The organism is Cryobacterium sandaracinum (assembly GCF_004403415.1).
Taxonomy (GTDB): Bacteria; Actinomycetota; Actinomycetes; order Actinomycetales; family Microbacteriaceae; genus Cryobacterium; species Cryobacterium sandaracinum.
Genome location: NZ_SOGO01000007.1, coordinates 157,478 through 182,170, shown reverse-complemented (window position 1 = coordinate 182,170; position 24,693 = coordinate 157,478). Strand labels below are relative to the sequence as shown.

General features: G+C 67.3%; 21 protein-coding genes and 2 tRNA genes. 9 read left to right on the top strand and 14 right to left on the bottom strand.

Annotated elements, in window-relative coordinates:
• Nucleotides 1–128: 128 nt before the first annotated feature.
• A tRNA-Met gene (locus tag E3T25_RS01855) sits at nucleotides 129–205 on the top strand.
• Nucleotides 206–386: 181 nt separating this feature from the next.
• Here the strand turns inward: E3T25_RS01855 and E3T25_RS01850 are convergent.
• A complete protein-coding gene (locus E3T25_RS01850; protein WP_134371777.1) occupies nucleotides 387–2,120 on the bottom strand; it encodes a galactose oxidase family protein in 1,734 nt (577 codons plus the stop codon).
• A gap of 80 nt (nucleotides 2,121–2,200) precedes the next feature.
• Complete coding sequence (locus E3T25_RS01845; protein WP_166785924.1) at nucleotides 2,201–2,596, bottom strand: discoidin domain-containing protein; 396 nt, start codon at nucleotides 2,594–2,596, stop codon at nucleotides 2,201–2,203.
• Nucleotides 2,597–3,002: 406 nt separating this feature from the next.
• Here E3T25_RS01845 and E3T25_RS01840 point away from each other — a divergent pair.
• The 4 genes from E3T25_RS01840 to E3T25_RS01825 all read left to right on the top strand — a co-directional run bounded on the left by E3T25_RS01840 (nucleotide 3,003) and on the right by E3T25_RS01825 (nucleotide 6,085).
• Nucleotides 3,003–3,079: transfer RNA gene (locus tag E3T25_RS01840), tRNA-Met, on the top strand.
• A gap of 215 nt (nucleotides 3,080–3,294) precedes the next feature.
• Nucleotides 3,295–4,257, top strand: a complete 963-nt coding sequence (locus E3T25_RS01835) for a sugar ABC transporter substrate-binding protein (RefSeq protein ID WP_134371773.1) — start codon at nucleotides 3,295–3,297, stop codon at nucleotides 4,255–4,257.
• A complete protein-coding gene (locus E3T25_RS17045) occupies nucleotides 4,254–5,294 on the top strand; it encodes an ABC transporter permease (protein WP_134371771.1) in 1,041 nt (346 codons plus the stop codon). The genes E3T25_RS01835 and E3T25_RS17045 overlap by 4 nt, the downstream gene beginning before the upstream one ends.
• Nucleotides 5,291–6,085, top strand: coding sequence for an ATP-binding cassette domain-containing protein (locus E3T25_RS01825; protein WP_104100244.1), 795 nt, complete (start codon nucleotides 5,291–5,293; stop codon nucleotides 6,083–6,085). The genes E3T25_RS17045 and E3T25_RS01825 overlap by 4 nt, the downstream gene beginning before the upstream one ends.
• Before the next feature lie 116 nt (nucleotides 6,086–6,201).
• Here E3T25_RS01825 and E3T25_RS01820 read toward each other — a convergent pair whose 3' ends face one another.
• The gene (locus tag E3T25_RS01820; protein WP_134371769.1) at nucleotides 6,202–7,560 is read right to left on the bottom strand and encodes a hypothetical protein; all 1,359 of its coding nucleotides are present in this window, start codon (nucleotides 7,558–7,560) and stop codon (nucleotides 6,202–6,204) included.
• Nucleotides 7,561–7,744: 184 nt separating this feature from the next.
• Nucleotides 7,745–8,011, bottom strand: a complete 267-nt coding sequence (locus tag E3T25_RS01815) for a hypothetical protein (protein ID WP_134371767.1) — start codon at nucleotides 8,009–8,011, stop codon at nucleotides 7,745–7,747.
• 59 nt (nucleotides 8,012–8,070) lie between these two features.
• Between E3T25_RS01815 and E3T25_RS01810 the strand changes: the two genes are divergently transcribed.
• Nucleotides 8,071–8,730 carry an HNH endonuclease signature motif containing protein gene (locus tag E3T25_RS01810; protein WP_134371765.1) on the top strand — a complete coding sequence of 220 codons (660 nt, stop codon included), beginning with the start codon at nucleotides 8,071–8,073 and terminating at the stop codon, nucleotides 8,728–8,730.
• Between the two features lie 118 nt (nucleotides 8,731–8,848).
• Complete coding sequence (locus E3T25_RS01805; RefSeq protein ID WP_134371763.1) at nucleotides 8,849–9,580, top strand: maleylpyruvate isomerase family mycothiol-dependent enzyme; 732 nt, start codon at nucleotides 8,849–8,851, stop codon at nucleotides 9,578–9,580.
• A 105-nt stretch (nucleotides 9,581–9,685) separates the two neighbouring features.
• Here the strand turns inward: E3T25_RS01805 and adhE are convergent, their stop codons facing one another.
• The 8 genes from adhE to E3T25_RS01765 form a co-directional block, all read right to left on the bottom strand.
• Nucleotides 9,686–12,409 carry a bifunctional acetaldehyde-CoA/alcohol dehydrogenase gene (gene adhE / locus E3T25_RS01800; RefSeq protein ID WP_134371761.1) on the bottom strand — a complete coding sequence of 908 codons (2,724 nt, stop codon included), beginning with the start codon at nucleotides 12,407–12,409 and terminating at the stop codon, nucleotides 9,686–9,688.
• A 264-nt stretch (nucleotides 12,410–12,673) separates the two neighbouring features.
• Nucleotides 12,674–13,819 carry a cysteine desulfurase family protein gene (locus tag E3T25_RS01795; RefSeq protein ID WP_134371759.1) on the bottom strand — a complete coding sequence of 382 codons (1,146 nt, stop codon included), beginning with the start codon at nucleotides 13,817–13,819 and terminating at the stop codon, nucleotides 12,674–12,676.
• 11 nt (nucleotides 13,820–13,830) lie between these two features.
• Nucleotides 13,831–14,691 carry a carboxylating nicotinate-nucleotide diphosphorylase gene (gene nadC, locus E3T25_RS01790; RefSeq protein ID WP_134371757.1) on the bottom strand — a complete coding sequence of 287 codons (861 nt, stop codon included), beginning with the start codon at nucleotides 14,689–14,691 and terminating at the stop codon, nucleotides 13,831–13,833.
• Nucleotides 14,685–16,343, bottom strand: a complete 1,659-nt coding sequence (nadB, locus tag E3T25_RS01785) for an L-aspartate oxidase (RefSeq protein WP_134371755.1) — start codon at nucleotides 16,341–16,343, stop codon at nucleotides 14,685–14,687. The genes nadC and nadB overlap by 7 nt, the downstream gene beginning before the upstream one ends.
• Nucleotides 16,344–16,345: 2 nt before the next feature.
• Nucleotides 16,346–17,656: a quinolinate synthase NadA gene (gene nadA, locus E3T25_RS01780; protein ID WP_134342944.1), complete on the bottom strand. Its 1,311-nt coding sequence runs from the start codon at nucleotides 17,654–17,656 to the stop codon at nucleotides 16,346–16,348.
• A gap of 82 nt (nucleotides 17,657–17,738) precedes the next feature.
• Nucleotides 17,739–18,449 (bottom strand): NUDIX hydrolase, encoded by a 711-nt coding sequence (locus E3T25_RS01775; protein WP_134342945.1) that lies wholly within the window; start codon nucleotides 18,447–18,449, stop codon nucleotides 17,739–17,741.
• Nucleotides 18,450–18,546: 97 nt separating this feature from the next.
• The gene (locus E3T25_RS01770) at nucleotides 18,547–19,302 is read right to left on the bottom strand and encodes a polyprenol monophosphomannose synthase (protein WP_134342946.1); all 756 of its coding nucleotides are present in this window, start codon (nucleotides 19,300–19,302) and stop codon (nucleotides 18,547–18,549) included.
• A 4-nt stretch (nucleotides 19,303–19,306) separates the two neighbouring features.
• Entirely contained in the window at nucleotides 19,307–20,842 is a 1,536-nt protein-coding gene (locus E3T25_RS01765; protein ID WP_134371753.1) for a glycosyltransferase family 39 protein, read from the bottom strand.
• A 111-nt stretch (nucleotides 20,843–20,953) separates the two neighbouring features.
• Here E3T25_RS01765 and E3T25_RS01760 point away from each other — a divergent pair, with 111 nt between their 5' ends.
• On the top strand, nucleotides 20,954–21,829 hold the full coding sequence (locus tag E3T25_RS01760) for a carbon-nitrogen hydrolase family protein (RefSeq protein ID WP_134371751.1): 876 nt from the start codon (nucleotides 20,954–20,956) through the stop codon (nucleotides 21,827–21,829).
• Nucleotides 21,830–21,842: 13 nt separating this feature from the next.
• On the opposite strand, the gene E3T25_RS01755 is transcribed toward E3T25_RS01760, so the two are convergent.
• Together E3T25_RS01755 and E3T25_RS01750 are read right to left on the bottom strand one after the other, a co-directional pair.
• On the bottom strand, nucleotides 21,843–22,247 hold the full coding sequence (locus E3T25_RS01755) for a DUF7882 family protein (protein WP_233191304.1): 405 nt from the start codon (nucleotides 22,245–22,247) through the stop codon (nucleotides 21,843–21,845).
• A gap of 147 nt (nucleotides 22,248–22,394) precedes the next feature.
• Nucleotides 22,395–23,426 (bottom strand): alpha/beta fold hydrolase, encoded by a 1,032-nt coding sequence (locus E3T25_RS01750; RefSeq protein WP_158250232.1) that lies wholly within the window; start codon nucleotides 23,424–23,426, stop codon nucleotides 22,395–22,397.
• 163 nt (nucleotides 23,427–23,589) lie between these two features.
• Between E3T25_RS01750 and E3T25_RS01745 the strand changes: the two genes are divergently transcribed.
• The gene (locus E3T25_RS01745; protein ID WP_134371747.1) at nucleotides 23,590–24,663 is read left to right on the top strand and encodes an alkene reductase; all 1,074 of its coding nucleotides are present in this window, start codon (nucleotides 23,590–23,592) and stop codon (nucleotides 24,661–24,663) included.
• Nucleotides 24,664–24,693: the final 30 nt, after the last annotated feature.

The window sequence follows — 24,693 nt, the reverse complement described above, 5'->3', positions numbered from 1 at the left end:
CGCCGTTTCGCCGGGGGCACGCCTCCCGCGGAACGGCGCGGCATCCGCGTTCCGCGGGCCGGGACGGCCGGTTCCGCAGCCCGTGTGGTCGGACCGCGCCGGAGGCTGTGGTAAATTTAATGTTGCAGCGCGGGGTGGAGCAGTTCGGTAGCTCGCTGGGCTCATAACCCAGAGGTCGTAGGTTCAAATCCTGCCCCCGCAACCAATGGCGTTTCAGGCAATGCCACCGTGATTTTCATCACATACGCAGAAGGACCGGTTCAGCAGAAATGCTGCACCGGTCTTTTTGCTTTAACTCACAGGGGCCAGTGAATGTCCGGACTTTTCAGAGAAAGTGTCGGGGAGGCCATCACCCTGACTCCACATTCATCACGGCCGCAGTTCGACTACCCGATCCGGATCGTCTGGGCGACGCTCGGCACCCCGTTAACGTCCATGGCGAACAGGAGATAATGCCCGGGGACCACGACTCCCGGATCGGACGGAATCGTCAGGGATGCGGTATTGCCGGTTACGCCGGTGGGCGTGAGTGGGTTGCGACGCTGGTCAGTGTTGATCGAGTGGGTGACCGTGCTCATGCGGATGAGGGAGAACGCTGGTGTGGGCCCGGACGTCGTTACCTGGATGGTGAAACCCCGCACCGCAGCGGTAGGCGCCGTGGTGATCGATGGGCGAGGGCGGGCGGTGCCGTCGGCGTTGAACAGGTAGGGCGGGGTGAATATCTGCCCGTCCGGGTGATTGGTCGTGCAGGTGCCGCAGAGGCCGCCACCGCCGACGAAGACCCGGGCATCAGGCAGCAGTAGCCCCACGCTGTGATATGTGCGCGGCGCAGTCATCGGCGCGAGCGCGGTGAACTTGCCTGTCACCGGGTTCCAAACCTCAGGCGCCATGGCGGCCGTTGCGTCCGAGAACGGCTTCGCGTACGCCTGACCGCCCAATGCCAGAACCTGTCCGTCGGGCAGCACGACGGGGTTCAAGAAAACCCGTCGCGCCGCCATGTCGCCGGTTCGCGTCACCTTGACACCATTGTTGATGTCGATTGCATAGGCCCGCGCGGTCGCGTCACTGTCCTGGTACGCGGGCGAGCCACCGAGGGTGAGTATCTTGCCGACGTCGTACATGACCGAATTTCCGTTCATCGCGTCGCCACTGTCGGCCCGGAGACCAAGATCCTGAACAGCGCTGGCTCTGCTGGTCGTGCACATGTTCATCCGACGGCTCGGGCCGGCATTGAACACCTTCCCGTCGGCCACCGCGAACAGCCACGCGTGGTTGTCGGATCGGAACACCCCTTGCGGGTCGTTCGTCAGGATCGGTGCGACAGGCACGTTGGCCAGCCCGCGCCACCCGGCGCAAGTCGACCAGATTTCACCGTTCTTACCGCCCTGGCCGCCCGCCCAGGAACCGCCGAGAAGGAACACCTGCCCATTGCAGAGCGTGACGTTCGACTGATAGGCGCGCGGGATGTTCATGGGTGTGGCGGCTGACCACGTGTTGTTCGCCGGGTCGTAGATCGTCGACGAGGCGGCATTGCTCCCCCCGCTGATCAGGATCCTGCCGTCCGAGAGGATCGACACTCCGGGGCAGAACATGTCGTGCCCCGTATTAGCGACAGTAAGCGGGGTGACCACGCCGGTGTTCAGATCGAGGATGGCGGTCTGGGTCTTGCCGTTGGCCCCGCCGAAGGTCGTGTTGGAGTACGAGGACCAGGTGAGCACTTTGTTGCCGGGCAGGAGGGCTGCCGCCGTGGTCCACTGTCCGCGATTGCCGGCCTCGGTCGTCGCGGTCAGGCGAACGTATCGCGCCTGAACAGCCGGGAACGTGAGGGTCTTCGCCTGGCTGTTGTCAGCCCAGGTTCCGCTGGCGACCGGTGCACTCCAGCTCGTTCCGTCGGAGCTCACGGCGATGGCATATTGGCCGATGGTGCCGTTCCGGGACGTGCCGGACCTCGGGGTGTAGGTGAAGCCGGAGACCTCGTTGATCGCCCGCACGTCGAGAACAATGCTGTGCGGCAACGGGATCAACGTGGGGGAGTACTGGGAGTGCCAGATCGTGGTGAGGTTGCCGTCGAGCATGTTCGCGGCGCCGCCGCTTTCGCGGGTTGTCTCTTGGTCGCTCACCGTCACTATCCAGCCGGTCCGGGTGAGCGCCGTCGGCGCTGGCGCGGGTGGGGGCGGCTGGGTGGTGCCTGTTTCTGCGATCAGATGGAGTTCGGCGGCGCTGGTCCAGGGCCGCCGTGACCTGCCTCCGTGATCGCGGTCAGCCGGATGAAACGGGTCGCCACAGGGGTGAATCCCGTCGTCTTCTCCAACGCGTTGTCGGCCCAGGTTCCTGTTGCGACGGCGGCACCCCAGTTCGTGCCATCCGGGCTGGCATGGATCTCGAAACGGCCGATTCGTCCATTCGAACTGCTTGTGCGCGGCAGGTACTTCAGGGCTGCGACGGTGTCGGTTTTGTGCATGTCGATGGTGATCGAATGGGGCAGCGGCACCGCGGTTCCGCTCCACTTACTGCGCCAGCAGGTCGAGGCGTTGCCGTCGAGCACGTGAACGGCTGCGCCGTTCTCACCTGTGGTTTCCTGGTCACTCGCGGTCACGGTCCACCCTGTGCGCGGCAGCGGAGTGGACGAGAAGCCGGGCAGCAGTCGGGTTTCGGCGCATGCGGAATACCTCGTTGGGTACCTCGGGGAAGGTGCAGGCACTGTCGATAGAGTCCCAGATCCACCGTCAATGGAAGGGTGGGGGGAGAGCAATTCGACGAACGTCGACATCCCCGGCACAGCGTCGCGCGCGGCCGCCCAGGACGTCCGGAATCAGTTTCCGGACTTGTCGCCGAAGCCGTCGGCATAAACGGCGGTGTCGGACAAGACTTCTGTGAGAACGGTCACGGGTGCATCTCTCTCTATCGAAAGCGGTTTCAGGAGTACCCAGAGCGTGGCCATCACCTCTGAGGTCTGACCATGCGTTTCACAACCCGAGGCTGTGGTAAGTTTGTTCTTGCAACGCGGGGTGGAGCAGTTCGGTAGCTCGCTGGGCTCATAACCCAGAGGTCGTAGGTTCAAATCCTGCCCCCGCAACCATCAGCCCCCGGAACCACACGGTTCCGGGGGTTTTTTTGTGTCTGGCACACGTGGCTGTGCGCCGAACGAATCGTCACGAAGGAGTCACTCATGCCACTGGTTCGAATCGATCTGAATCGAGCGGGCCCCCAGTCCAGTAAGTTCGATATGCATCAGGTCACCGGCGAACCCTCGCTGTTTCAGGCCGCCGCACGACAGTCGGGAACAGTTCAGATATGAAACTCAAGATCAGCCTGCTGGCCGTTTTCGGTGTCGCGTCGCTGGCGCTGACGGGGTGCACCGCCACGGAAACGGATGCTGACGGGGGAGCGGCAGGGGAGCCGGTCACCATCGCCGTGGTCACCCACGGCACCGCGGGCGATTCCTTCTGGGACGTCGTCAAGAGCGGCGCCGAGCAGGCAGGCACCGACCTCGGAGCCACGGTCACGTATCAGGGCGACGGCGACCCGGTCAAGCAGAGCCAGCTGATCGAAGCGGCCATCGCGGCCCAGCCCGACGGGCTCATCATCTCGATGGCGAACCCCGACGGCGTGAAGGGCGCCGTCGAGAAAGCCGTTGCCGCCGGCATCCCAGTGATCACCATCAACTCGGGCCTGGAGAAGTCCGTCGAATTCGGCGCCCAGACCCACGTCGGCCAGAGCGAGTTCATCGCGGGCCAGGGAGCCGGTGAACAGCTGGCCGCCGCCGACGTGACCAACGTGATCTGCATCATCCACGAGGCCGGCAACTCGGGGCTCGAAGAACGCTGCACGGGTGCCGCCGACACGGTCGGCGCGGACGTCAGCAACGTGCAGGTCGACGTCGCCAACCTCGCGGATGCCCAGAACATCATCAAGAGCAAACTCCTGGCCGACCCGTCCATCGACGCCGTCCTCACCCTGCAGACCGGGGTCGCCGTGGCCGCGAGCCAGGCCATCGACGAGGCGAAAAGCCCAGCCACGCTGGCCACGTTCGACGTGTCCGCCGACGTGACCCGGCTCATCCAGGGCGGCAAGATGCTGTTCGCGGTCGACCAGCAGCCGTACTCCCAGGGCTACCTGCCCGTGACCTTCCTCACCCTGCAGAAGCGCAACGGCGACGTCGTCGGCGGCGGGCTGCCGGTCTATTCAGGCCCGGGCTTCGTGACGAAGGACAACGCGGCCCAGGTCGCGAAGTTCGCGGAGAACGGCACGAGATGACCGTCGCTGTGAACGCGGGGATCGATGAACGGCCGACGAGGGCGCATCCGCTGCCCACTCTGCTGCGCAGGCCCGAGGTCGGCGCACTCGTGGCGACCCTGGCGATCTTCCTCTTCTTCTCGCTCTCCACTCAGGCGTTCCTGACTCCCGCGGGCATCTCCACCTGGCTCTACTCGGCCTCCCTGTTCGGCATCATGGCCGTGGCCGTCGCCCTGCTCATGATCGGCGGGGAGTTCGACCTCTCGGCGGGCGCGATGACGGGCACCACGGGGCTCATCGTCGGCGTGGTCACCACTCAGTGGGAGCTGAACATCTGGCTCGCCCTCGTGCTGGCCCTCGCGGTGGCGCTCCTGATCGGCGCCGGCAACGCCTGGGTCGTCATGAAGACCGGCCTGCCGAGCTTCATCGTGACCCTCGCGGCCTTCTTCATCCTGCAGGGCTGCAACCTGGCGTTGACGAAACTCTTCACGGGCAGCGTCGCCATTCAGGGGATGGGGGCGGTGCCCGGGTTCGACCAGGTCAAGGTCTTCTTCGGCTCCTCGTTCCCGTTCCTGGGGATGGACGTCAAGATCTCGATCGTCTGGTGGATCGCGTTCACCGCGCTGGCCACCTGGGTGCTGCTGCGCACCCGGCCCGGCAACTGGATCTTCGCCGTCGGCGGCCAGGTCACGAGCTCCCGGCAGGTCGGCGTTCCCGTGTTCAAGGTCAAGCTCGGGCTGTTCATGACCACGGCCGGTGCCGGCTGGCTCGTCGGCATGCTTCAGCTCTTCGACGTATCGACCGTTCAGGCCACGACCGGGGTCGGTCAGGAATTCATCTACATCATCTGTGCCGTCGTGGGCGGATGCCTGCTCACCGGCGGTTACGGATCGGCGATTGGCGCGGCCCTCGGAGCCCTGATCTACGGGATGACCCTGCAGGGCATCGTGTTCGCCCAGTGGGACAACAATTGGCTCAAGGCATTTCTCGGCGGGATGCTGCTGCTCGCCGTGCTTGTAAACCTGCTCGTTCGCCGCCAGTCCGGGGTGCGCGCATGACGCCGGCCCCGATCCGTCCGGAGCCGATTCTCGAGGTGCATGACATCGGGAAGTCCTACGGTTCGGTGCGGGCGTTGGCGGGCGTGTCGGCATCCGTCGGCGCCGGGGAAGTGCTCTGCGTGCTGGGCGACAACGGCGCGGGCAAGTCAACGTTCATCAAGATCCTCTCCGGTGCCCACCAGCACTCGGAGGGCAGCCTGCGCGTCTTCGGGGTGGAGCGCCGATTCGCGCATCCGCGGGAGGCGCTCTCCCTCGGCATCGCCACCGCCTACCAGGACCTGGCCGTGGTGCCGTTGATGCCGGTGTGGCGCAACTTCTTCCTCGGTTCCGAGCTCACCCGAGGCCGAGGCCCGCTGCGGCGCCTCGATGTCACCGGCATGCGGGCCACGACCAAAAACGAGCTCGCCCGGATGGGCATCAACCTACGCGACGTGGACCAGCCGATCGGAACGCTTTCCGGCGGGGAACGGCAATCCGTCGCCATCGCACGCGCCGTGCATTTCGGGGCGAAGGTCGTCATTCTCGACGAGCCCACGTCGGCCCTGGGGGTCAAGCAGGCCGGGGTGGTGCTCTCGTACATCGCCCGGGCCAGGGACCGCGGGCTCGGCGTCGTCTTTATCACGCACAATCCGCACCACGCCTATCCGGTCGGCGACCGTTTCCTGCTGCTGCAGCGCGGCACCAGTATGGGTGATTTCGCCAAGAGTGAGATCACGATCGAAGAGATGACCGCGCTGATGGCGGGAGGGGCCGAACTTGAGGCGCTGGCCCACGAACTGGAGCGTGCGTAGGGCCTGAGATGGCCGCCCCGTCGCCGCGCGGGCGGTGGAAAGGCGCTGATTCATTCGTATACATCTACTAAACTAGTTTGCGTTATTGGTGAGCTACTCTGAACTTCAGGTCGGCTTTACGATATAGGTGAGATGGCTCCCGAAGCCTCCGCGATTTTCGCTGCTCTTTGAATTTCTCTGGCTTGAGCTCGCGCAAGGGCCTTCTGGATGCGCAATTCCTCCATCGCGAGCTGTGGCTTGGCCGCCCAGAGGCTGTTGAAGAGGAACTCACCCTTTGGATTGACTTGGGTGTCATAGGTTTCGCGGTAGCTGCGTGGCGGGTGGCCGTGGTGCTCGTTCAAGAAGGCTCGGATGTCGGTGGCGTAGTCGGTAGCGGTGTCCACGCGCAGACGCGCCAGTCGCATCAGCGTCAGAAGGTGGTTCATCCGGGCTCTGTTCTTGAAAACGTAGGCGCGAGGTTTGATGATTTGCCGTATCTCCCGAATGGGCTGCTCGACGGCACTGTTGGAGTAGACCGGTGGGATCCGATCTCGGCCTTGTGTCTGCCCGCGCATCCACGTCTGGTTCTTCGTCAGCCATCCGTTCGTCATCAACAGTTTTGGCCGGCTGGTGATCGCAGCCTCGAATGCGTCCCATTTCTCTCGCGAGGTGAAGGCTCCGCGGGCGAGCGTCCGAATGGGGTCATCGGAGCTGAGTTTGTCGCTCTTAAAAGCGGCCAGAGCCCGTTCGTTGAGGTGGTGCTCACAGTGGTGAACCAAGTTCACCGCGGCCCACTCTCCCCAGTGTTTGTTGATGGCGCCGATGATGGATCCGCCCTGATCGCAGACGATTGACTCCGGTTTTCCGGGCAGCGAGCCAAGAAAATCAGTCCATGCTCCGATGTCATCCGCCGGCCCGGCTTCGAGCTTCCAGAGGTGCCCCTGCTTGCCGTCCTTGTCATATCCGTAGGCAGCCAGGATCGAGAACAGCGCCATGCTCGTCTTCGTCCGCGGATCGGTCCAGAAGAACGTCGTCGAGTCCAGAACGAGCACGGCCGGCCATGCGGTCTCCTCATGCCGGGCCGCGACCGCAGGCACGAAATCTGACATCCAGTCAGCTACGGTCTGGCCGTTGACTACCTCCCTGCGGTCACCGGTCTTGCCGATGTTCCCTCGAGCCCGGGCTCGGATCGCGGCGTCGGTATAGGTCTGTCCGCGGCCCATGCCCACGAGTGCGCCAGCGATTTCCCTCACGAGATACTCGCCCTCGGCTGGCGCTACAGGTCCTGCGTGCGGAGCAATGTGGTTCTCGCACTCCACACAGGTCGAATCGGCCGCGATCGTCCTGCTCATGACGCCGAGGAACCGATGATAAGTTCCATCAGGGAGCACGCACCGCCAGCGTTGCTTGGCCCGGCCGCCCTTGCGCTGGATGCCGTCTCGCACGATGCGCACGCTGTCATGGCCTCGGGGGCAGATTGCAGCCTTTTCGCTCATCGCTGCCTGCTTTCGATCACAGGATCAGGCTATGCCATCTCACCTATATCGTAAGGCCGCTTCAGGTTCTAGTCAGGGTAAAATTATCCCGTGACCAACCTCCTGGAACAGCCCGAAGCGGATGCCGCGCACGGCCTGTCCGCGGCCGCTCGGGCGGTCGCGGGGCTGCCGCACCGCCGGAGAACTACTCGAGCGTCTGACGCTCGTCTCCGGGCCGACCGCGGGGCGACGGATGCGGTTGGGCACGCAGCTGCGCACCGGCCGCTCCTTGGGGTGGCGAACCGCTGCCGCCCACCTTCCCCGCCACGGCCATCGGCCTGGCCGCCGGGGCGATCGGCGTCGACACGGCCGACGCGATTCTCACCGCGTTGACGCCGACGCTGCGGTACACCGACCTGGACTCGGTGCCGGCAGCCGAGAGCGAGCTGGTCGCCTCGGCCACCGGCACCATTTCTGAGACCCCGGTGCCGACGTCGGTGCCGGCGTCGCTGCCGGCGTCGCTGCCGGCGGATGAGATCCGGTTGCAGGGTGCGGTCTGGAGGGCCGTGCTCGCGCCCGACGGGTCCCGACCAGCGGCGCCACGACGTGCTCGCCGTGATCCTCGACGTCGTCTCCCGGGCCGGGGAGGCCCCGACCATCGGCGGCGCCCCGGCCACGGTTCTGGTCAGTGTGCGGGAACAGGACCTGAACGCGGACTTCGGTCAGGGCCGCGGCATCGGCTGGATCGACGGCGTCGAAACCCCGATCTCGATCAGCGCCGTCACGGACCTGATCAGCATCGGCGGTCAGCAGAAAGTCGTCATCACCGACGAGGGACGCATCATCGCCCTCGGCTCACCCGAACGGTGCTTCACCGCCGCGCAACGCCGGGCGATTCAGCTCCGCGACGGCACCTGCGTCATCCCGGGCTGCAAAATCCCGGCCGGGATGACCGAGGTTCACCACGTGATCCCGCACTCCGAGGGCGGACCGACGCACACCGACAACGGCGTCTGTTTGTGCTGGTGGCATCACCGCTACCTCGCCGCCTCCGGCTGGGCAATCCGGATGGTCCGCGGCGCCGTGCAGATCATGGCACCACCCTGGCTGGAGACCGGGGCCCGCAAATGGCGGAACGAGACCAAGTCCCGCCCCCGAATGACGGACGCGGCCGAACGGGAAAACGGATAGGGGGTCCCTGGTCACGGTCTCGGTCTCGACATGCTCGACCAGCGTCGCGGGAACGTTGGGGAGGGTGGGTCGCCGGGTAGCGTGGGGACCATACGCGTTGACCCGAGAAAGGGGCCCCATGAGCGCACCCCACGATCCGTTTGAGCTTTCTGCACGCCGGTTGACGCTGGACCTCGCCCGGCGGGGCACGGAATTCTTCGGTTGCGAACTGCAGGGGCTAACGGACGATGAACTCGACGGGGACTCCCTGCTGCCGGGCTGGACCCGGCGCCAGGTCGTCGCGCACGTCGCGTCCAACGCCCGTGCGATCGGACGGCTGGCACAGTGGGCCGACACCGGAGCCGAGACGGTGATGTATGCCTCGATGGAGGCGCGGAATGCGGAGATCGTCGCGGGCAGCATCCTCAGTTCCGATGCGCTCCGTGAATCCTGGGCGGACTCGGCCGCCGACCTGGACCGACGCTGGCTGGCGCTGGCGGACGACCGCTGGGTCGTTCCGGTCAGGAACGGGCAGGGTGCCATGGTGCCGCTGCGGGACACGATCTGGATGCGCACCCGCGAACTCTGGATCCACGCCGTCGACCTCAACCACGGTGCCGGCTTCCGGGACCTGCCGGAGGAGGCTCTCGAGCGGCTTCTCGGCGAGATCGTCGGTGCCTGGGCCGCCCGGGGTGACACGGGCCGCCGGCTCACCGCGACGGATTCGACGCACACAGGCTACGGCGATCCGGATGCCGCCCACCAGGTCACGGGGTCGCTCGCCGACCTGGCCGCCTGGGCCGCCGGCCGTGCCCGATCGGGCGTTACTTCCGATGCGGGGGAGACCCCCGTGGCACCGCGCTGGCTCTGAACCGACTGTGACCAGGCTCGCTCCTGCCACAGGCTGGACCGTACACGAGAACGGCCCCGCACCAACAGGTGCGGGGCCGTTCCCCAGACAATCAGGCGGTGACGGTTACTTGCCTGCCTTGCGGGCCGACTTCTTTTCTTCGGCCGGTGCCACTGCTTCGACGGCCGCGCGAGCGGCGCGGACCTCGTTGAAAGAGGTGCCGTAGTACGCGGCCTCCATGATGGTGTGCATGTCGTCGAGCATCGGCATGCGCGGGTTGGCCGGTGCGCACTGGTCACCGTAAGCACCCATGGCCAGGCTGTCGAGGCGGCTGATGAAGTCCTCTTCCGGCACACCCTGCGCCTGGAAGGACGGCTTGATGCCGGCCAGGTCGCGCAGCTTCTCCACGGCCAGGGCGTAGGACTCGACGCCCTCCGCCGGGGTCGACGCCGGGAGGCCGAGGTGCTTCGCGATCTGCTGGAAGCGCTCCGGGGCGATGTAGCTCTCGTACTTGGGCCAGCTGGTGAGCTTGGTGGGGATGAGGCCGTTGTAACGGATCACGTGCGGCAGGTAGGTCGCGTTGACCCGGCCGTGGATCAGGTGGAGCTGCGCGCCGGTGACGTGAGCCATCGCGTGACAAATACCCAGGAACGCGTTGCCGAACGCCATCCCGGCGATCGACGAGGCGTTGTGCATCTTCTCGCGGGCCTTGATGACCTCACCGTCGGTGCTGGCGGTGGTGCCGTTGACGCTGGTCACGATGTTCTCGAAGATCAGCTTGATCGCGTGCAGGCAGAGGCCGTCGGTGAAGTCGTTCGCGTAGACGGACACGTAGGCCTCGGTGGCGTGTGTGAGAGCGTCGAAACCCGAGTCAGCAACCAAGAACGACGGCATCATGGCCGTGAGCACGGGGTCGATGATCGCGACGGTCGGCAGGAGGGCGTAGTCCGCGAGCGGGTACTTGACTCCGGTGACTTCGTCGGTGATCACGGCGAACGGGGTCATTTCCGAACCGGTGCCCGAAGTGGTGGGGATGCAGACGAGCTTGGCCAGTTCGCCGAGGTCGGGGAACTTGAACGCGCGCTTGCGCACGTCGAAGAACTTTTCCTTCATGTCGGAGAATTCGATTTCGGGGTGTTCGTACAGCAGCCACATGACCTTCGCGGCGTCCATCGGCGAGCCGCCGCCGAGAGCGATGATGGTGTCAGGCTTGAAGGCCCGCATTTCGGCGGCACCCTTTTCGACCGCTGAGACGGTCGGTTCGGGCAGCACGTTGTCGATGATCTGCAGTGCGACGCGGCCCTCGCGCCGGTTCAGGATGTCGAGGATCTTGTCGACGAAACCGAGGCGGGTCATGGTCGAGTCGGTCACGATCGTGACACGTTCGACGTTGCGCATGTCCGCCAGGTAACGGATGGCGTTCGGCTCGAAGTACGTCTTGGCGGGGACCTTGAACCACTGCAAGTTGTTGTTCCTTCTGCCGATGCGTTTGACGTTGATGAGGTTGATCGCGGAGACGTTGTTCGAGACTGAGTTGTGTCCGTACGAGCCACAGCCGAGCGTCAACGACGGGATGAACGCGTTGTAGATGTCACCGATACCACCGAGCGAGCTGGGAGCGTTGGTGATGATCCGGACCGCCTTGACGCGGGTTCCGAACTCTTCGATGATGGCCGGGTTTTCGCTGTGGATGGAGCCCGAGTGGCCGAGGCCGTCGAATTCAACCATCTGCTCGGAGAGCGAAATGCCCTCTTCAGCGTCCTTGGCATGCAGCACGGCGAGAACGGGTGCCAGCTTTTCGCGGGTCATCGGCTCGTGCGGTCCTACTCCGGCGACCTCGACCAGGATGATCGATGTGTCGGCCGGGATGGTGAATCCGGCCTGCTGTGCGATCCAGACCGGCGACTTGCCGACGACGGCGGCGTTGAGCTTGGCCTCGCCACAGTTGGTCGAGTTGGCCTGGACTCCGAAGATGTAGTCCTCGAGGAGAAGCTTCTCGGCCGGGGTGACCAGGTAGGTGTGCAGGATCTTGAACTCGGCCATGGCTTCTGCGTAGAGCGGCTCTTCGATGATGACGGCCTGCTCCGACGCGCAGATCATGCCGTAGTCGAAGGACTTGGAGAGCACGACGTCGTTGATGGCACGCTTGAGCTTGGCGCTCTTCTCGATGAAGGCGGGAACGTTGCCCGCTCCGACGCCGAGGGCGGGCTTGCCGCAGGAGTACGCGGCCCGGACCATGGCGTTGCCACCGGTGGCGAGAATGGTTGCGACGCCCGGGTGGTTCATCAGCAGGCTGGTGGCCTCGAGGGACGGCGTTTCAACCCACTGGATGCAGTTTGCCGGTGCACCGGCGAGGATGGCGGCGTCGCGCACGACGCGCGCTGCGGCCACAGAGGACTGCTGGGCGCCCGGGTGGAAACCGAAAACGATCGGGTTGCGGGTCTTCAGCGCGATGAGCGACTTGAAGATCGCGGTCGAGGTGGGGTTCGTAACGGGGGTCACACCGCAAATCACGCCGACCGGTTCAGCGATCTCAGTAATGCCGGTAATGTCGTCTCGGCTGATAACGCCGACGGTCTTAAGGTTTTGCATCGAGTTCGTAACGTGCTCGCATGCGAAAAGATTTTTAACGGCCTTGTCTTCGAATACGCCACGGCCGGTTTCGGCAACGGCGTGAACGGCAAGCTCGGCGTGTTTGCTGAGAGCAGCCACCGAGGCTTTCTTAACGATGTGGTCGATTTGTTCCTGCGTGAAGTTCGCGTAATCCAGAAGCGCGACCTGAGCGGCTTTAACCAGAGAGTCAATTTGAGTGGCAAGTGACTCGGTGACTGGTTTGTCGATTATTGTCATTGTGTCCCTTTTTGGCGGCCCACCTTGGGCTTATCGCCTCTTACCTATAACCTTAGGGCGCTGGCCAGACGGCCGCACGTCGAGGGACGTGCAGTCAGCGGTCCAGGGTCGGTCACCGTCAGCAGATTAGCTGATCGGGGGCATCTTCGCCGCGAGGAACGAAACCTTCGGAAATTGTCTGACAACTCGCAGTAAGTTCGGTTTCTGTCGCGCGCGTGCACGCGCGCGCCGCGCGCGCGAAGCCGGGCCTGAAGCCCCGGCAGGTCAGCCTCGGCCGAGACTGCGGACGGTGCCCACGGCGGCCTGAACGGATGCGGCTGCTTCAGACGCATCCGCTGCTGTGGTCGTCGATGCCAGCGTGAACCGCACGGCGGTCTGGGCGACCTCAGCCGGGATGCCCAGAGCGGTCAGCACGTGGGACGGTTCGTCACTGTCGGCCGCGCAGGCCGACCCGCTCGAGCAGACGATGCCGCGCTGTTCCAGCTCGAGCAACACCGCCTCGCCGCTCGTGCCCGGGAAGACGAACGAGGCGGTGCCCGGCAGACGCTCCGTCGGGTGGCCGGTGAGCCGGGCCGACGGTGTGCCGCTCAGAACCGTGGCGATGAAGGCATCCCGCAGCGCGGTGATGCGGGGCGCTGCCTCCGCGCGTTCCGCCTCGGCGAGGCGCAGTGCGGTCGCCAGCGCCAGCGCCCCGGGCACGTTCTCCGTTCCGCTGCGGCGCCCGCGCTCCTGACCGCCGCCGTGCAGCACCGGTTCGACCGCGATGCGGCGGCGCAGGAAAAGCACCCCGATGCCGGGAGGTGCGCCGAGTTTGTGGCCCGACAGGCTCAGGGCATCGACGCCGAGAGCCCCCACGTCGACCGAAAGCCAGCCGGCCGCCTGCACGGCGTCGGTGTGGAGCGGCACGCGGGCGCCCTGGGCGATGGCCGACAGTTCCGCGAGCCGCTGAACGGTGCCGACCTCGTTGTTGGCGTATTGCACCGAGACGAGGGTGGTATCCGGGCGGATCACGGCGCGGAGCTGTTCCGGATCCACCCGGCCGGAGGCATCCGGGTCCAGGAGCGTCACCTCGAAGCCGTGCAGGCGGCGCAGATAGTCGCAGGATTCGAGTACCGCCTCGTGCTCGATCGGCGTCGTGATGAGGTGACGGCCGCGTGGAGCGCCCAGGGCGATGCCCTTGATCGCGAGGTTGTCGGACTCGGTGCCGCCGGTCGTGAACACAACGTCGGCCGACCGACACCCGAGCACGCCCGCGACCATGGCCCGCGCCTCGGCCAGCGCGGCGGCCGCGGCCTCACCCACTCGGTGGTGGCTCGACGGGTTGCCGAACCGGCCCGCGAGCTGCTGCCAGAGCACCTCGAGAACTTCCCGTCGCACCGGGGTGGTCGCGGCGTTGTCGAGATAGATCATGGCCGGACCGGTCAGCCCTCGGTGAGGATGACGACGTCGAGGCCGAGGTCGAGGGAGCGCACGCTGTGCGTGATAGCCCCGACCGAGATGATGTCGACGCCGGTCTCGGCGATGCCGCGCACGGTCAGCAGAGAGACGCCGCCGCTGGCCTCCACGCGTGCTCGGCCGCCCGTGAGGCGTACGCCCTCGCGCAGGTCGTCGGGGCTGAAGTTGTCGAGCATGATCGTGTCGACGCCGGCGGCAAGCACAAGCTCGATTTGGTCGATCCGGTCCACCTCCACCTCGAGGTGCGTGGTGTGGGAGATGCGGTCGCGCACCTGCCGGAGCGCCTCGGTGAGGTTCAGGCCGCCCGCGGTTAGCACGGCCAGGTGGTTATCCTTGGCCATGATCGCGTCGGAGAGGCTGAACCGGTGGTTGTGGCCGCCGCCGTCGCGCACCGCGGCACGTTCCAGCACACGCAGGCCCGGGGTGGTCTTGCGGGTGTCGACGATGCGGGCGCGGGTGCCGGCCGTCTCGGCCACGTAGAGCGCTGTCAGTGTGGCGATCCCGCTCATGCGCTGCACGAAGTTCAAGCCGATGCGCTCCGCCTGCAGAATGCCGCGGGCGGACCCCGACACTTCCGCCAGGGTGTCACCGGCGTCGAAGACGGTGCCGTCGGCCACGAGTATCCGAACGACGATGCGCGCGTCGGTCAGTCGGAAGGCCGCCGCGAACACGGCACCACCGCTGAAGACGCCGGATTCCCGGGCGACCAGCTGCGCGGTCGCGGCGGCGTCGGCGGGGATCAGCACCTGCGAGGTGAGGTCACCCCAGGGGGCGTCCTCCTCGAGCGCGGCGCGCACGACGGTGTCGATGGCGTTCATGGTCAGCATGCAATGGCCTCCTCGGCCTCAGTGGGGTGGTCCAGATTTAGGGTGCTCCGCATGCCGTCGGCTGTGTCCGGGGCTGTGCCGCGGTTCCAGGCGACGGTGCGGGTCCAGGCGACGGTGCGGGTGAGCTCGAGCCGGCCGTCGGGGTAGTCGGAGCGGTGATGTGCGCCGCGCGATTCCTCCCGGGCCAGGGCGGAAGCCACGGTGACCCGCGCCAGGTCGAGCAGGTTGGCGTCTTCATATGCCCGAACCCGCATATTAGGTGCAATGGTTTCGTCCGGGCCCGTCGGACGGGTGGCCCAGTCGGCCAGGGTGACGGATGCCTCGGCGAGCTTCTCCCCACTCCGCAGCACTCCCGCGCACTCCCACATCAGCTGCTGTACCGCGTCACGGTCGACACCGGCAGGCAACCCCCCGGTGGTCGAGCCGGTCACGACCGAGACCCCCGCCGACACCCGAACCGGCAGGCGCAGCGCGCGCACGGCCCGGTCGGCGAACACGGCCGCCTCGAGCAGAGAGTTGGAGGCCAACCGGTTGGCGCCGTGGGCGCCGGTGCGGGCCACTTCCCCCACGGCGAACAGGCCGGGCAGGCTGGTGCGGCCCCAGATATCCGTGAGCACCCCGCCCATCCAGTAGTGCGCCGCCGGGGCGACCGGGATCGATTCGACGGCCCAGTCCAGGTCGGCAGCACGGCAGGCCGCGGTGATGGTTGGGAAGCGTCGCTCGAGAAGTTCGCGGCCGAGACCGGTGGCGTCCAGTCGCACCGGTTCGCCGCCCTGCCTGGTCATTTCCCGGGCGATGCCTCTGGCCACGATGTCGCGCGGGGCGAGTTCCGCATCGGGGTGCAGGTCGAGCATGAAGCGGTGGCCCAACGCATTTCGCAGCACGGCGCCTTCCCCGCGCACCGCCTCGGAGACCAGCGGGGTACCGGGAACCGCGAGTGCGGTCGGGTGGAACTGGTAGAACTCGAGGTCGGCGACGGATGCCCCCGCGCGCCACGCGGCGGCCACGCCGTCGCCCGTCGCCAGAGCCGGGTTCGTGGTGTGCGGGAAGAGCTCGCCGGCACCGCCGGTCGCCAGGATCACCGTGTCGGCCAGGATCGTGCGGAGTGCTTCGTCGGGCCCGAGGAGGACAGCCCCGGTCACGCGACCGTCCTGCACGGTCAGATCAACCAGCATTGTGTGTTCCTGCACGCGCAGGCGGGCGCCCACGCCCCGCAGCGAGCGGGCGGCCCGTTCACGCACCGTCGCCACGAGGGCAGCCTCGATGGCTGCGCCCGTGGCGTCCCCGCCGGCGTGCAGCACCCGCGAGCGGGAGTGGGCAGCCTCCAGTCCGCGGGTCACCCCGGACTCGTCGCGGTCGAAGTCCACACCGAACCGGATTAGGTCCCGCACCCGAGCCGGTCCCTCGGAACAGAGCACGTGCACTGCGACCGGGTCGCAGAGTCCGGCCCCGGCTCGCAGGGTGTCCTGTACGTGTGACTCGACCGAGTCGTCGGGGAACATGGCCGCGGCGATCCCGCCCTGGGCCCAGCGGGTGTTGCTGTCGGGCAGGGCCGCTTTCGTGACGAGGGTGACCTGGTGGCCGGCATCCGTCGCACGCACCGCGGCGATGAGTCCGGCCAGCCCACTGCCGACGACGAGCACGCGGGTCACGGTCAGGCCTCGATGGAGACGGGCGGCTTGGCGGAAAGCATCCGTTCGAGGGCGACGCGGGCGTTGCCGGCAACCTCGCCCGATACCTGGATGCGATTGAGCACCTCGGGCGCGCGGTCCGCGGTGCCGACCAGCGCTTCGAGCACCCAGGCCAGGTAGCCCGAGTGGATGCGGTACATGGTGGAGCAGGGGCAGACCACCGGGTCGAGGCAGAAGATGGTGTGCTCGGGGTGCTGTGCGGCGAGCCGCTGCACCAGGTTGATCTCGGTGCCGATGGCGAACGTGGACCCGGCCGGGGCTGCCTCGATGGCCTTCTTGATGAAGTCGGTCGAGCCGTAGGAATCGGCGGCGTCGACGACGCCCATCGGGCACTCCGGGTGCACGACCACGCGCACGTCCGGGTGCGACTGGCGGGCCGCGGTGATCTGGTCCACCGTGAAGCGCTTATGCACGCTGCAGAACCCGTGCCAGAGCACGACCTGGGCGGCCTCGAGCTCCTCGGCCGTGTTGCCGCCGAGGGCCTTGCGCGGGTTCCACATCGGCATCCGCTCGAGGGGCACCCCCATCGCCTTGGCGGTGTTGCGGCCGAGGTGCTGGTCGGGGAAGAAGAGAACGCGGCGGCCGCGGGCGAAGGCCCACTCGAGCACGGTCTCGGCGTTGGAGGAGGTGCAGACGATGCCGCCGTGCTCGCCGCAGAACGCCTTCAGCGCGGCCGAGGAATTCATGTAGGTGACCGGGATCACGGGCACGCGGCCGTCGACGCCCTGCTCGCTACCGTAGAGGTCCTCCAGCTGTTCCCAGCAATCGGTGACGGAGTCGATATCGGCCATATCGGCCATCGAGCAGCCGGCGGCGAGGTTGGGTAGTATGACCGCCTGCTCCGGCGTGGAAAGCAAGTCGGCGGTTTCGGCCATGAAGTGCACTCCGCAGAAGACGATCGCCTCGGCATCCGGACGGCTCTTCGTGGCCTGCGCCAGCTGGAAGGAGTCGCCCACGAAGTCCGCGTGCGCCAACACCTCCTCGCGCTGGTAAAAGTGCCCGAGGACCACGACCCGGTCGCCGAGCGTGGCCTTGGCGGTACGGATGCGGTCGCCGAGTTCCTCCGTCGACGCGCGACGGTAGACCTCGGGCAGCTCACCCTGCCGCGGTGACCCGGTGGGGATGACATCGCCCATCGACGACCCCGGGCCATAGCCCGGCGTGCCGGAATCAAACTCCCACGGAGCGGTGAGCAGGTCGGGGCTGCACGTGCTGCCGGTGGCAGCTCCCGTGCTGATGAGTCGAATGGTCTGGTCGACCGATGCGATGGTCATGCGGTTACTCCTCGATATTCATACAAAGCGATAGTCGGACAAGCGGTGGCCAGCAGGAGGGTGCTGGGAGGAAGAGTCAGGCTCAGCCGATGGCCGGCTCGAGCGCACCCGGAGTGGTGGCATGAACGGAATCGTTGTAGCGGTAGAGGCGGGGCGGCCGATGCGGTACGCCGGCTACGCGCTGGCCGGTGTCGACCACGGTGCCTGACCCCTCGATCGTGCGGCGGAAGTTGGCCGGGTCGAGGGCCTTCTGCAGCACGGCCTCATGCACCTCGCGCAGCTGCGCGAGCGTGAAGGTCTCGCCGAGGAACGCGTGCGCGATGCGGGAGTACTCCACCTTGGTGCGCAGGCGCCAGAGGGCGTATTCCACGATGAGGTTGTGGTCGAAGGCGAGCGGCGACAGGTGGTCGGCCGGAAACCACCGCACGTTCTCGTCCTCGACGGCCAGCGCCGCCTCACCGGACTCGACGAGCGCCCAGTAGACGACCGAGACGACCCGGCCGCCGGGGGAACGCCCCGGATCCCCGAAGGTGTAGAGCTGCTCGAGGTACTTGGGGGTCAGGCCCGTGGTCTCGCGCAGGGCGCGCGCGGCCGCGCCGGCCAGGCGCTCATCGGCCCGCAGGCCGCCGCCGGGCAACGCCCACTGACCGAGGTAGGGTTCCCGGGTGCGGCGTACAAGCGGCAGCCACAGGGTCGAGTGGCCGGATTCCGGATCCGGCCGCAGGGCGAAAATGACCGTCGACACGGCGAGGGCCGCCTCAAGCTGGGTGTTTATTCGCGCATCCACTGTCATTCACCAAGTAAAGGTCATTGTGACTCTAACTGAATGGATTCATCTTATAGTCACTCTGACCAGAAGTCACGCCCTATGGGGCGGCGTGCGGGTCCGGTCAGCGGGCACGCGGCAGGGATGTCGGTGTAGACGCGGCAACGCGGCGAGCGTTCCTGCCGGTGAGACCCCAGATCGTGACACGGGCCATCGCCTCGGCCACGATCGCGGCACTCATCTTCGAGGAACCGACGGTGCGCTCCACGAACGTGATCGGCTTCTCGACAACGCTGAGCCCGGCCCGAACCGCATGCAGCAGCATGTCGATCTGGAAGCAGTAGCCCAGGCTCTCGACGCCGGAGAGGTCCATTCGCCGGAGGGCATGCGCCGTGAAGACGCGGTAACCGCCGGTGACGTCTCGCTGGGGCAGCCGGAGCAGCACGCGCGAGTAGACCGATCCGCCCCGCGACAGCAGACGCCGGTGCCACGGCCAGTTCCGCACCATTCCGCCCGGGACCCAGCGGGAGCCCAACACCACATCCGCCGTCTCCGCGGCCTCGAGCAGGGTCGGCAGTTGCTCTGGCAGGTGCGATCCGTCAGCGTCGAGCTGCACCAGTCGGTCGTAGCCGCGGGAGAGCCCCCAGGCGAAGGCCTCGAGATAGGCGGCTCCGAGGCCGCTCTTCCGGGAGCGGTGCAGGGCGTGCACCTGGGAATCGGTGGCGGCCAGCGCGTCAGCCAGCTGCCCCGTGCCGTCCGGGGAGGAATCATCGACGACCAGAACGTCGGCCGCCGGCACGCTCGCGCGCACCCGGGACACGATCGACGCGACGTTGCCCTGCTCGTTGTAGGTCGGGATGATGATCAGAGTCCGAGCCATGGGGCTACCTTGTCATTTCGATGATCTGCGTGCGGTTCAGCATGGTCGACTCGGCGACCGTGAACCCGAGTTGTTGCAGGATGCGGATGTTGTCCCCCCGCCTATTCTCACCGCTGGCCTGGTTCAGCAGCACCCAGACCCGGTTCGTGCCGGTAAGTCGGTCGGTCACCTGCTCCAGCGGCACAGCCACGTCCCACAAGTCGTTGGTGGCGTCGAACGGTACCGCGAGGGTGACGTCCCGCAGGCCCTCGAACGCGGCCGGGTAGAGCCGCAGGGCGAGACGGGGCTTGCGGGAGGGCCGCACGCTCTCGTCGAAAACGACCGCGTCTCCGGGCTGCGCGCCGGCCCGCACGACCTCGGACGCCTGGCGCAGGTCACTGCCGTAGTTCTTGCCGAACTCGCCGCGCTGGTCGAGATAGGTGGGCAGCATGAGAGCCGTGATCAGGCCCAGCGCGGCGGCCTGCGGCCAGAGCGGCCGGAGGCAGGCGATCCCCATGGCGATCGCGATCGCCGCCGCCGGCGTACCCACCGACAGGTACCGCAGCGAGTACATCGGCGTGACGAGGTGCGTGCCGATCAGGAGCGCTGCGCTCGGCACGATCAGCCAGGCCAGCATGACCGCCAGGGCCGCCCTGGTTGCTGTTGGTGCGGCCCGCCGCCCGCGCACGGCGAAGACCATCACCACCGCCAGCAGGATCAGACCCCACGCCAGAACGGCCAGCGGTACGTTGCCGAACCACTGGTGCACTGCGGCGGTGAGCACGGCGATCGGCGGGCGCCGCCCGATGAAGGCGATCTGATCGCGCTGCTGAAGGCTGGCCGCCATCACGGGGGCAGCCAGGGCGAGCCCGGAGGCCGTGGCCAGGGTCCAGGCGCGAATGCCCGCCCACCTGTCGCCCTCCGGCGGTATCAGCAGCACGGCGAGGCCGAGCACCGGGATCAGCAGCAGCACAAAGAGGAAGAAGTAGATTCCCAGGGCCAGGAGCGCGGTGTAAGCCGCCCAGAGCGCGAAGCGGGTGGCGCGATCCTGATAGCGGCTCCGCAGCAGGTGCACCAGCAGAACGGTCAGCCACACCACAACGGCCGTGGCGACGGCGGCCGAACGGGCTTCGGCGCCCATGTAGGTGACCCGGGGGAGCAGCGCGAAGACGATGGCCGCGAGCACGCCGACCCGGTGGGAGATCAGGGTGCGTGCCAGCACGAAGGTGCCGGCCGTCGCGAAGCCGACAAAGAGGGCGCTCAGCCCGCGAGTCGCCAGCTCCGAAGAGCCGAAGAGGCCGATCCAGACGTGCAGCAGCAGATAATAGGCGCCGTGCACCGCGTCGACGTTGTCCAGAAGTCGGAAGAGCCCCGGCAGGGAACGTTCCGCCGACATCACGCTGGCCGCCTCGTCGCCCCAATACGAGGGCCGCCACGATCCTGCCGCCGAGACGAGGAGGCCGAGCAGCCCGAGGATCGCTGCCAGTCCTTCGGCTCGGCGCAGGGGCAGGGTCAGCGCCTCGGGGCGAACCAGGCGGGAGACCAGCGGAGGGGGAGACACGCATATACGTTAGGCCACCCCGCTGAACCCTGGAACCCAGGACCGGTACGGACCGAGGGCTACGGATGCCGCGACCCCGGCCGACGCGTTGCCGGCGGCTAGGCTGACGCCATGATCGATCCCCTCAAGACGCGCGATCCTGCTCCCGCTGCAGCTGCAGCTGCCGGCGCTGGCTCCGGCCCTGTGGCTGCCCTGGGGGTTGCGGTGGCCCAGTTCGCCCCCGGCCGCGAGCCGGCCGTGAATCTCGCCGCCATGCGTGCCCTCGCCGAGACGGCCGTCGGCCGCGGAGCCCGGCTGGTCGTCTTCCCCGAGTACTCCTCTTTCTTCGAACCGGTCCTGGGGCCCTCTTTCTTCGCCGCGGCCGAACCTGTGGACGGCCCCTTCGTGGCCGCCCTCGCCGCGCTCGCGGTAGAACTCGGCGTGCATGTCGTGGCCGGCATGCTGGAGGCCACGGATGACCCGAGCCGCTTCTTCAACACCCTCGTCGCGGTGGATCCGGCCGGCGAACTCGTCGCGAAGTACCGCAAGCTGCACCTCTACGACGCTTTCGGCGACCGTGAATCGGACTGGGTGCGGCCTGGCGCCGTGGAGGAACCCGAGACGTTCGAGGTGGCGGGACTGCGGGTGGGACTGCAGACCTGCTTCGACATCCGTTTCCCGGAGGTGACGCGCCGCCTGGTCGACGCGGGGGCCGAACTGGTGCTGGTGCCCGCCGAGTGGGTGCGGGGACCGTTGAAGGAACAGCACTGGCGCACGCTGCTGACAGCGCGCGCCCTGGAGAACACGGTCTACGTGGCGGCCGCCGACCACGCCCCGCCAGTGGGCGTCGGCAACAGCATGGTGGTCGACCCGATGGGCGTGGAACTGGTCACCATCGGCGAGACAACGGATGTCGCCGTCGCCTGGGTGCTGTCGGAGCGCCTCACAGCCGTGCGCGCCCGCAATCCATCGCTGGCCCTGCGTCGCTTCGCGGTCGTGCCCCGCTGAGCGTGCAGCCAGCTCAGAGTTCGGTGGCGATGGTGTCCTGCGAGGCGGGCGCCGCGCGCACCGTGAACTTCTGATCCGGGCGATGACCGCGGTCGGTGCGCTCCGGATGTTCGGGTTCACCCATCGCCCGCTCCTCGCCGGTGGCCACCAGACCCTGGGAACTGTTAGCGGAACGGGTGAGCTGGGCGAGCCATAGCGGGTTGATGCTCGGCGGCTGACCGCCGGAGAACTTGAAATACAGGGGAATGGCCGGGTGCAGCCACGCGGAACTGCGACCGTTTCCGGCTTCGGCGGCGTTTCGCCACGAGAGCAGGAAGCTTTCGCCCCGGCGGAGTTTCTGTACGATCACGATCTGGAGATGCGCCAATATCCGGTCGTCGAATTCGACCGTGACCCTGTCATACGTCAACGAACCCATGGGGAGCCGCTTTCAATCGGTGGGGCTGTTCAGAGGCCGGCCGCACAGGGTGACCAGATCTCAGGACTGCTCCTCAGTTTGGTCGCTATGAACTCGCTTGACAAGGGAAACAGCCGTGCCGCGGGATCGTCCAGGACACAGCGACTACTACTGCGGGAACACGCCTGACCGGGGCAGGCATCCGTTCGGCAACAGGTGAAGCAGCGTCTCATACGGTTTCTCCACGTGCGCGAAATGCCCGGTGCCCGGCACCGTGACCAGATCGAAGCCGCGGATGACCGCGCGGAGCCTGGCCGCATCCGTCGCCGCCACGAAAATGTCGGCGTCACCCTGGGTTGCGTGCACGGCGCACTCGATCCGGGCCCAGCGGTTGGCGTCGTAGGTTCCGGCGAGGTCGGATGCCACGGCGAACGCCTGCGGGCGCAGCTCGGTCGCAAGGGCCCCGATGACGCTCTCGTGCAGCAGCTCCGGTCGGCGGAACAACGGCGCCGCCAGCGTGCGCAGCAGCCCGGTGCGGTGGAGCAGGCGGATCAGACCGTGGCCGGCGCGCCCGGCCCGGGCGACGGCCCGCAGTACCGGCAGCAGGGCGCTGTACCCCGGCAGCGCGGCGAACCGGGCGACCGGGTGCCGCACGGTGTCGATCACCGAGAACGTCGTGGCCGAGACGAGGCCGACGAACGCGGTCGACCGGGTCTCGCTTGCGGCAAGTTCGAGTGCCACGAAGCCGCCGAGGGAGTGGCCGATCACGGTCCAGGAGCGGTAGCCGAGCGCCCAGGCGATCTCGGCCACCACCGCAGCGGTTGCCTCGATGGAACGAGAGGGTCCCGCCGCCGGAAGCGGCGAGTCCCCCCAGCCGGGCAGGTCGGGGATGATCAGGTCGGTCAGGCCGAGACCGGAGGCTTCGGCCGCGGCCAGCAGCGGCGTCCAGGTCGTCCAGGATCCCGCGGCGCCGTGCAGCAGGATGGTCGCGGTTTCGCTCCCGGTACGGCGGCCGTGCCGCACCGAAACCGTTGCCTGGCGCAGCCGCATGGAGCTCGTGGTCAGTCCGAAGGCCCGGGCGTCGGACGACAGAGGGAACGGGCAGTATCCGGTGCGGTCCGGGTCCTCCCGGGTCGGTGCATCCGGGGTCGGGAAGCTCCGTGGCGACGTCGTCGGCCGGGTCTCGGCGATGGTGCTCATAATGCTGGTTCGGTGCGTCGGCTCCTGTGGATTGCCCGACCGTGACGGGTGAGGGGAATGTGCGGGAGAGCAGGGCCGTTGGCCCCAGGGGGAAGCTTCTTCCCCTGTCCGAGACGGCGCACGCTCCGTCCGGCGACACCCTGACCAACAGAAAGAGCTATTCGTGAATCTTTTCTCCCCGTTGTCCCTCGGTGACCTGGAACTGCCCAACCGGCTCGTCATGGCGCCGCTGACCCGGGTTCGGTCCGGAATCGAGGGCGTTCCCGGCCCCCTCGTCGTCGAGCATTATAAGCAGCGTGCTTCGCTCGGCTTGATCGTGACCGAGGGCACCTACCCCAGCCACGCCGGTCAGGGCTTCCCCGGCCAGCCGGGGCTGGTCACCCCCGAGCAGATCGCCGGCTGGACCAACGTCGCCGACGCCGTGCACTCCGCCGGCGGGCGCCTGGTCGCCCAGGTAATGCACGCGGGCCGCGTCACCCACGAGGGCACCAACGGCGGCCGCGAGGTCGTGGCTCCCAGCGCCATCGCCATCCAGGGCGAAACCCACACCTACGCGGGAAAGGCTGCCTACCCGGTACCGCACGCCCTCACACTCGACGAACTCCCCGGCGTGATCGCGGACTTCGTGCAGGCCTCCCGTAACGCCATCGCCGCGGGACTCGACGGCGTCGAGATTCACTCCGCGAACGGTTACCTCCTGCACGAGTTCCTCTCGCCGGCCTCCAACCAGCGCGACGACATCTACGGCGGCTCCCCGCAGAACCGGGCCCGTTTCGTCGTCGAGGTCGTCACCGCGGTGGCCGAGGCGATCGGCGCCGGCCGCGTCGGCATCCGGGTCTCGCCGGAGCACAACATCCAGGATGCCCTCGAAACAGATGCCGCCGACCTTATGGCCACCTATGGCGCGCTCGCCGACGCACTCGCTCCGCAGGGCCTTGCGTACCTGAGCATCCTGCACCGCGAGCCGGCCGGCGAACTGGTGCAGCAGCTGCGTGCCCGTTTCGCTGGGCCGCTCCTGGTGAACAGTGGCTTCGGCGAGGTCACCGACCGGGACGAGGCGATGGCCATCATCGCCGACGAACTGGCGGATGCGGTCGTCGTGGGCCGTGCCGTGATCGCCAACCCCGACCTCGTGTCGCGCTGGCTCAAGGACCTGCCGCTGAACACTCCCGACCCTCTTACCTTCTACGGTGCCGGAGCCGAGGGCTACACGGACTACCCGGCACTGGCGCACTAGAACCCCTGTCGGCACCTCCAAAGCGGCGGC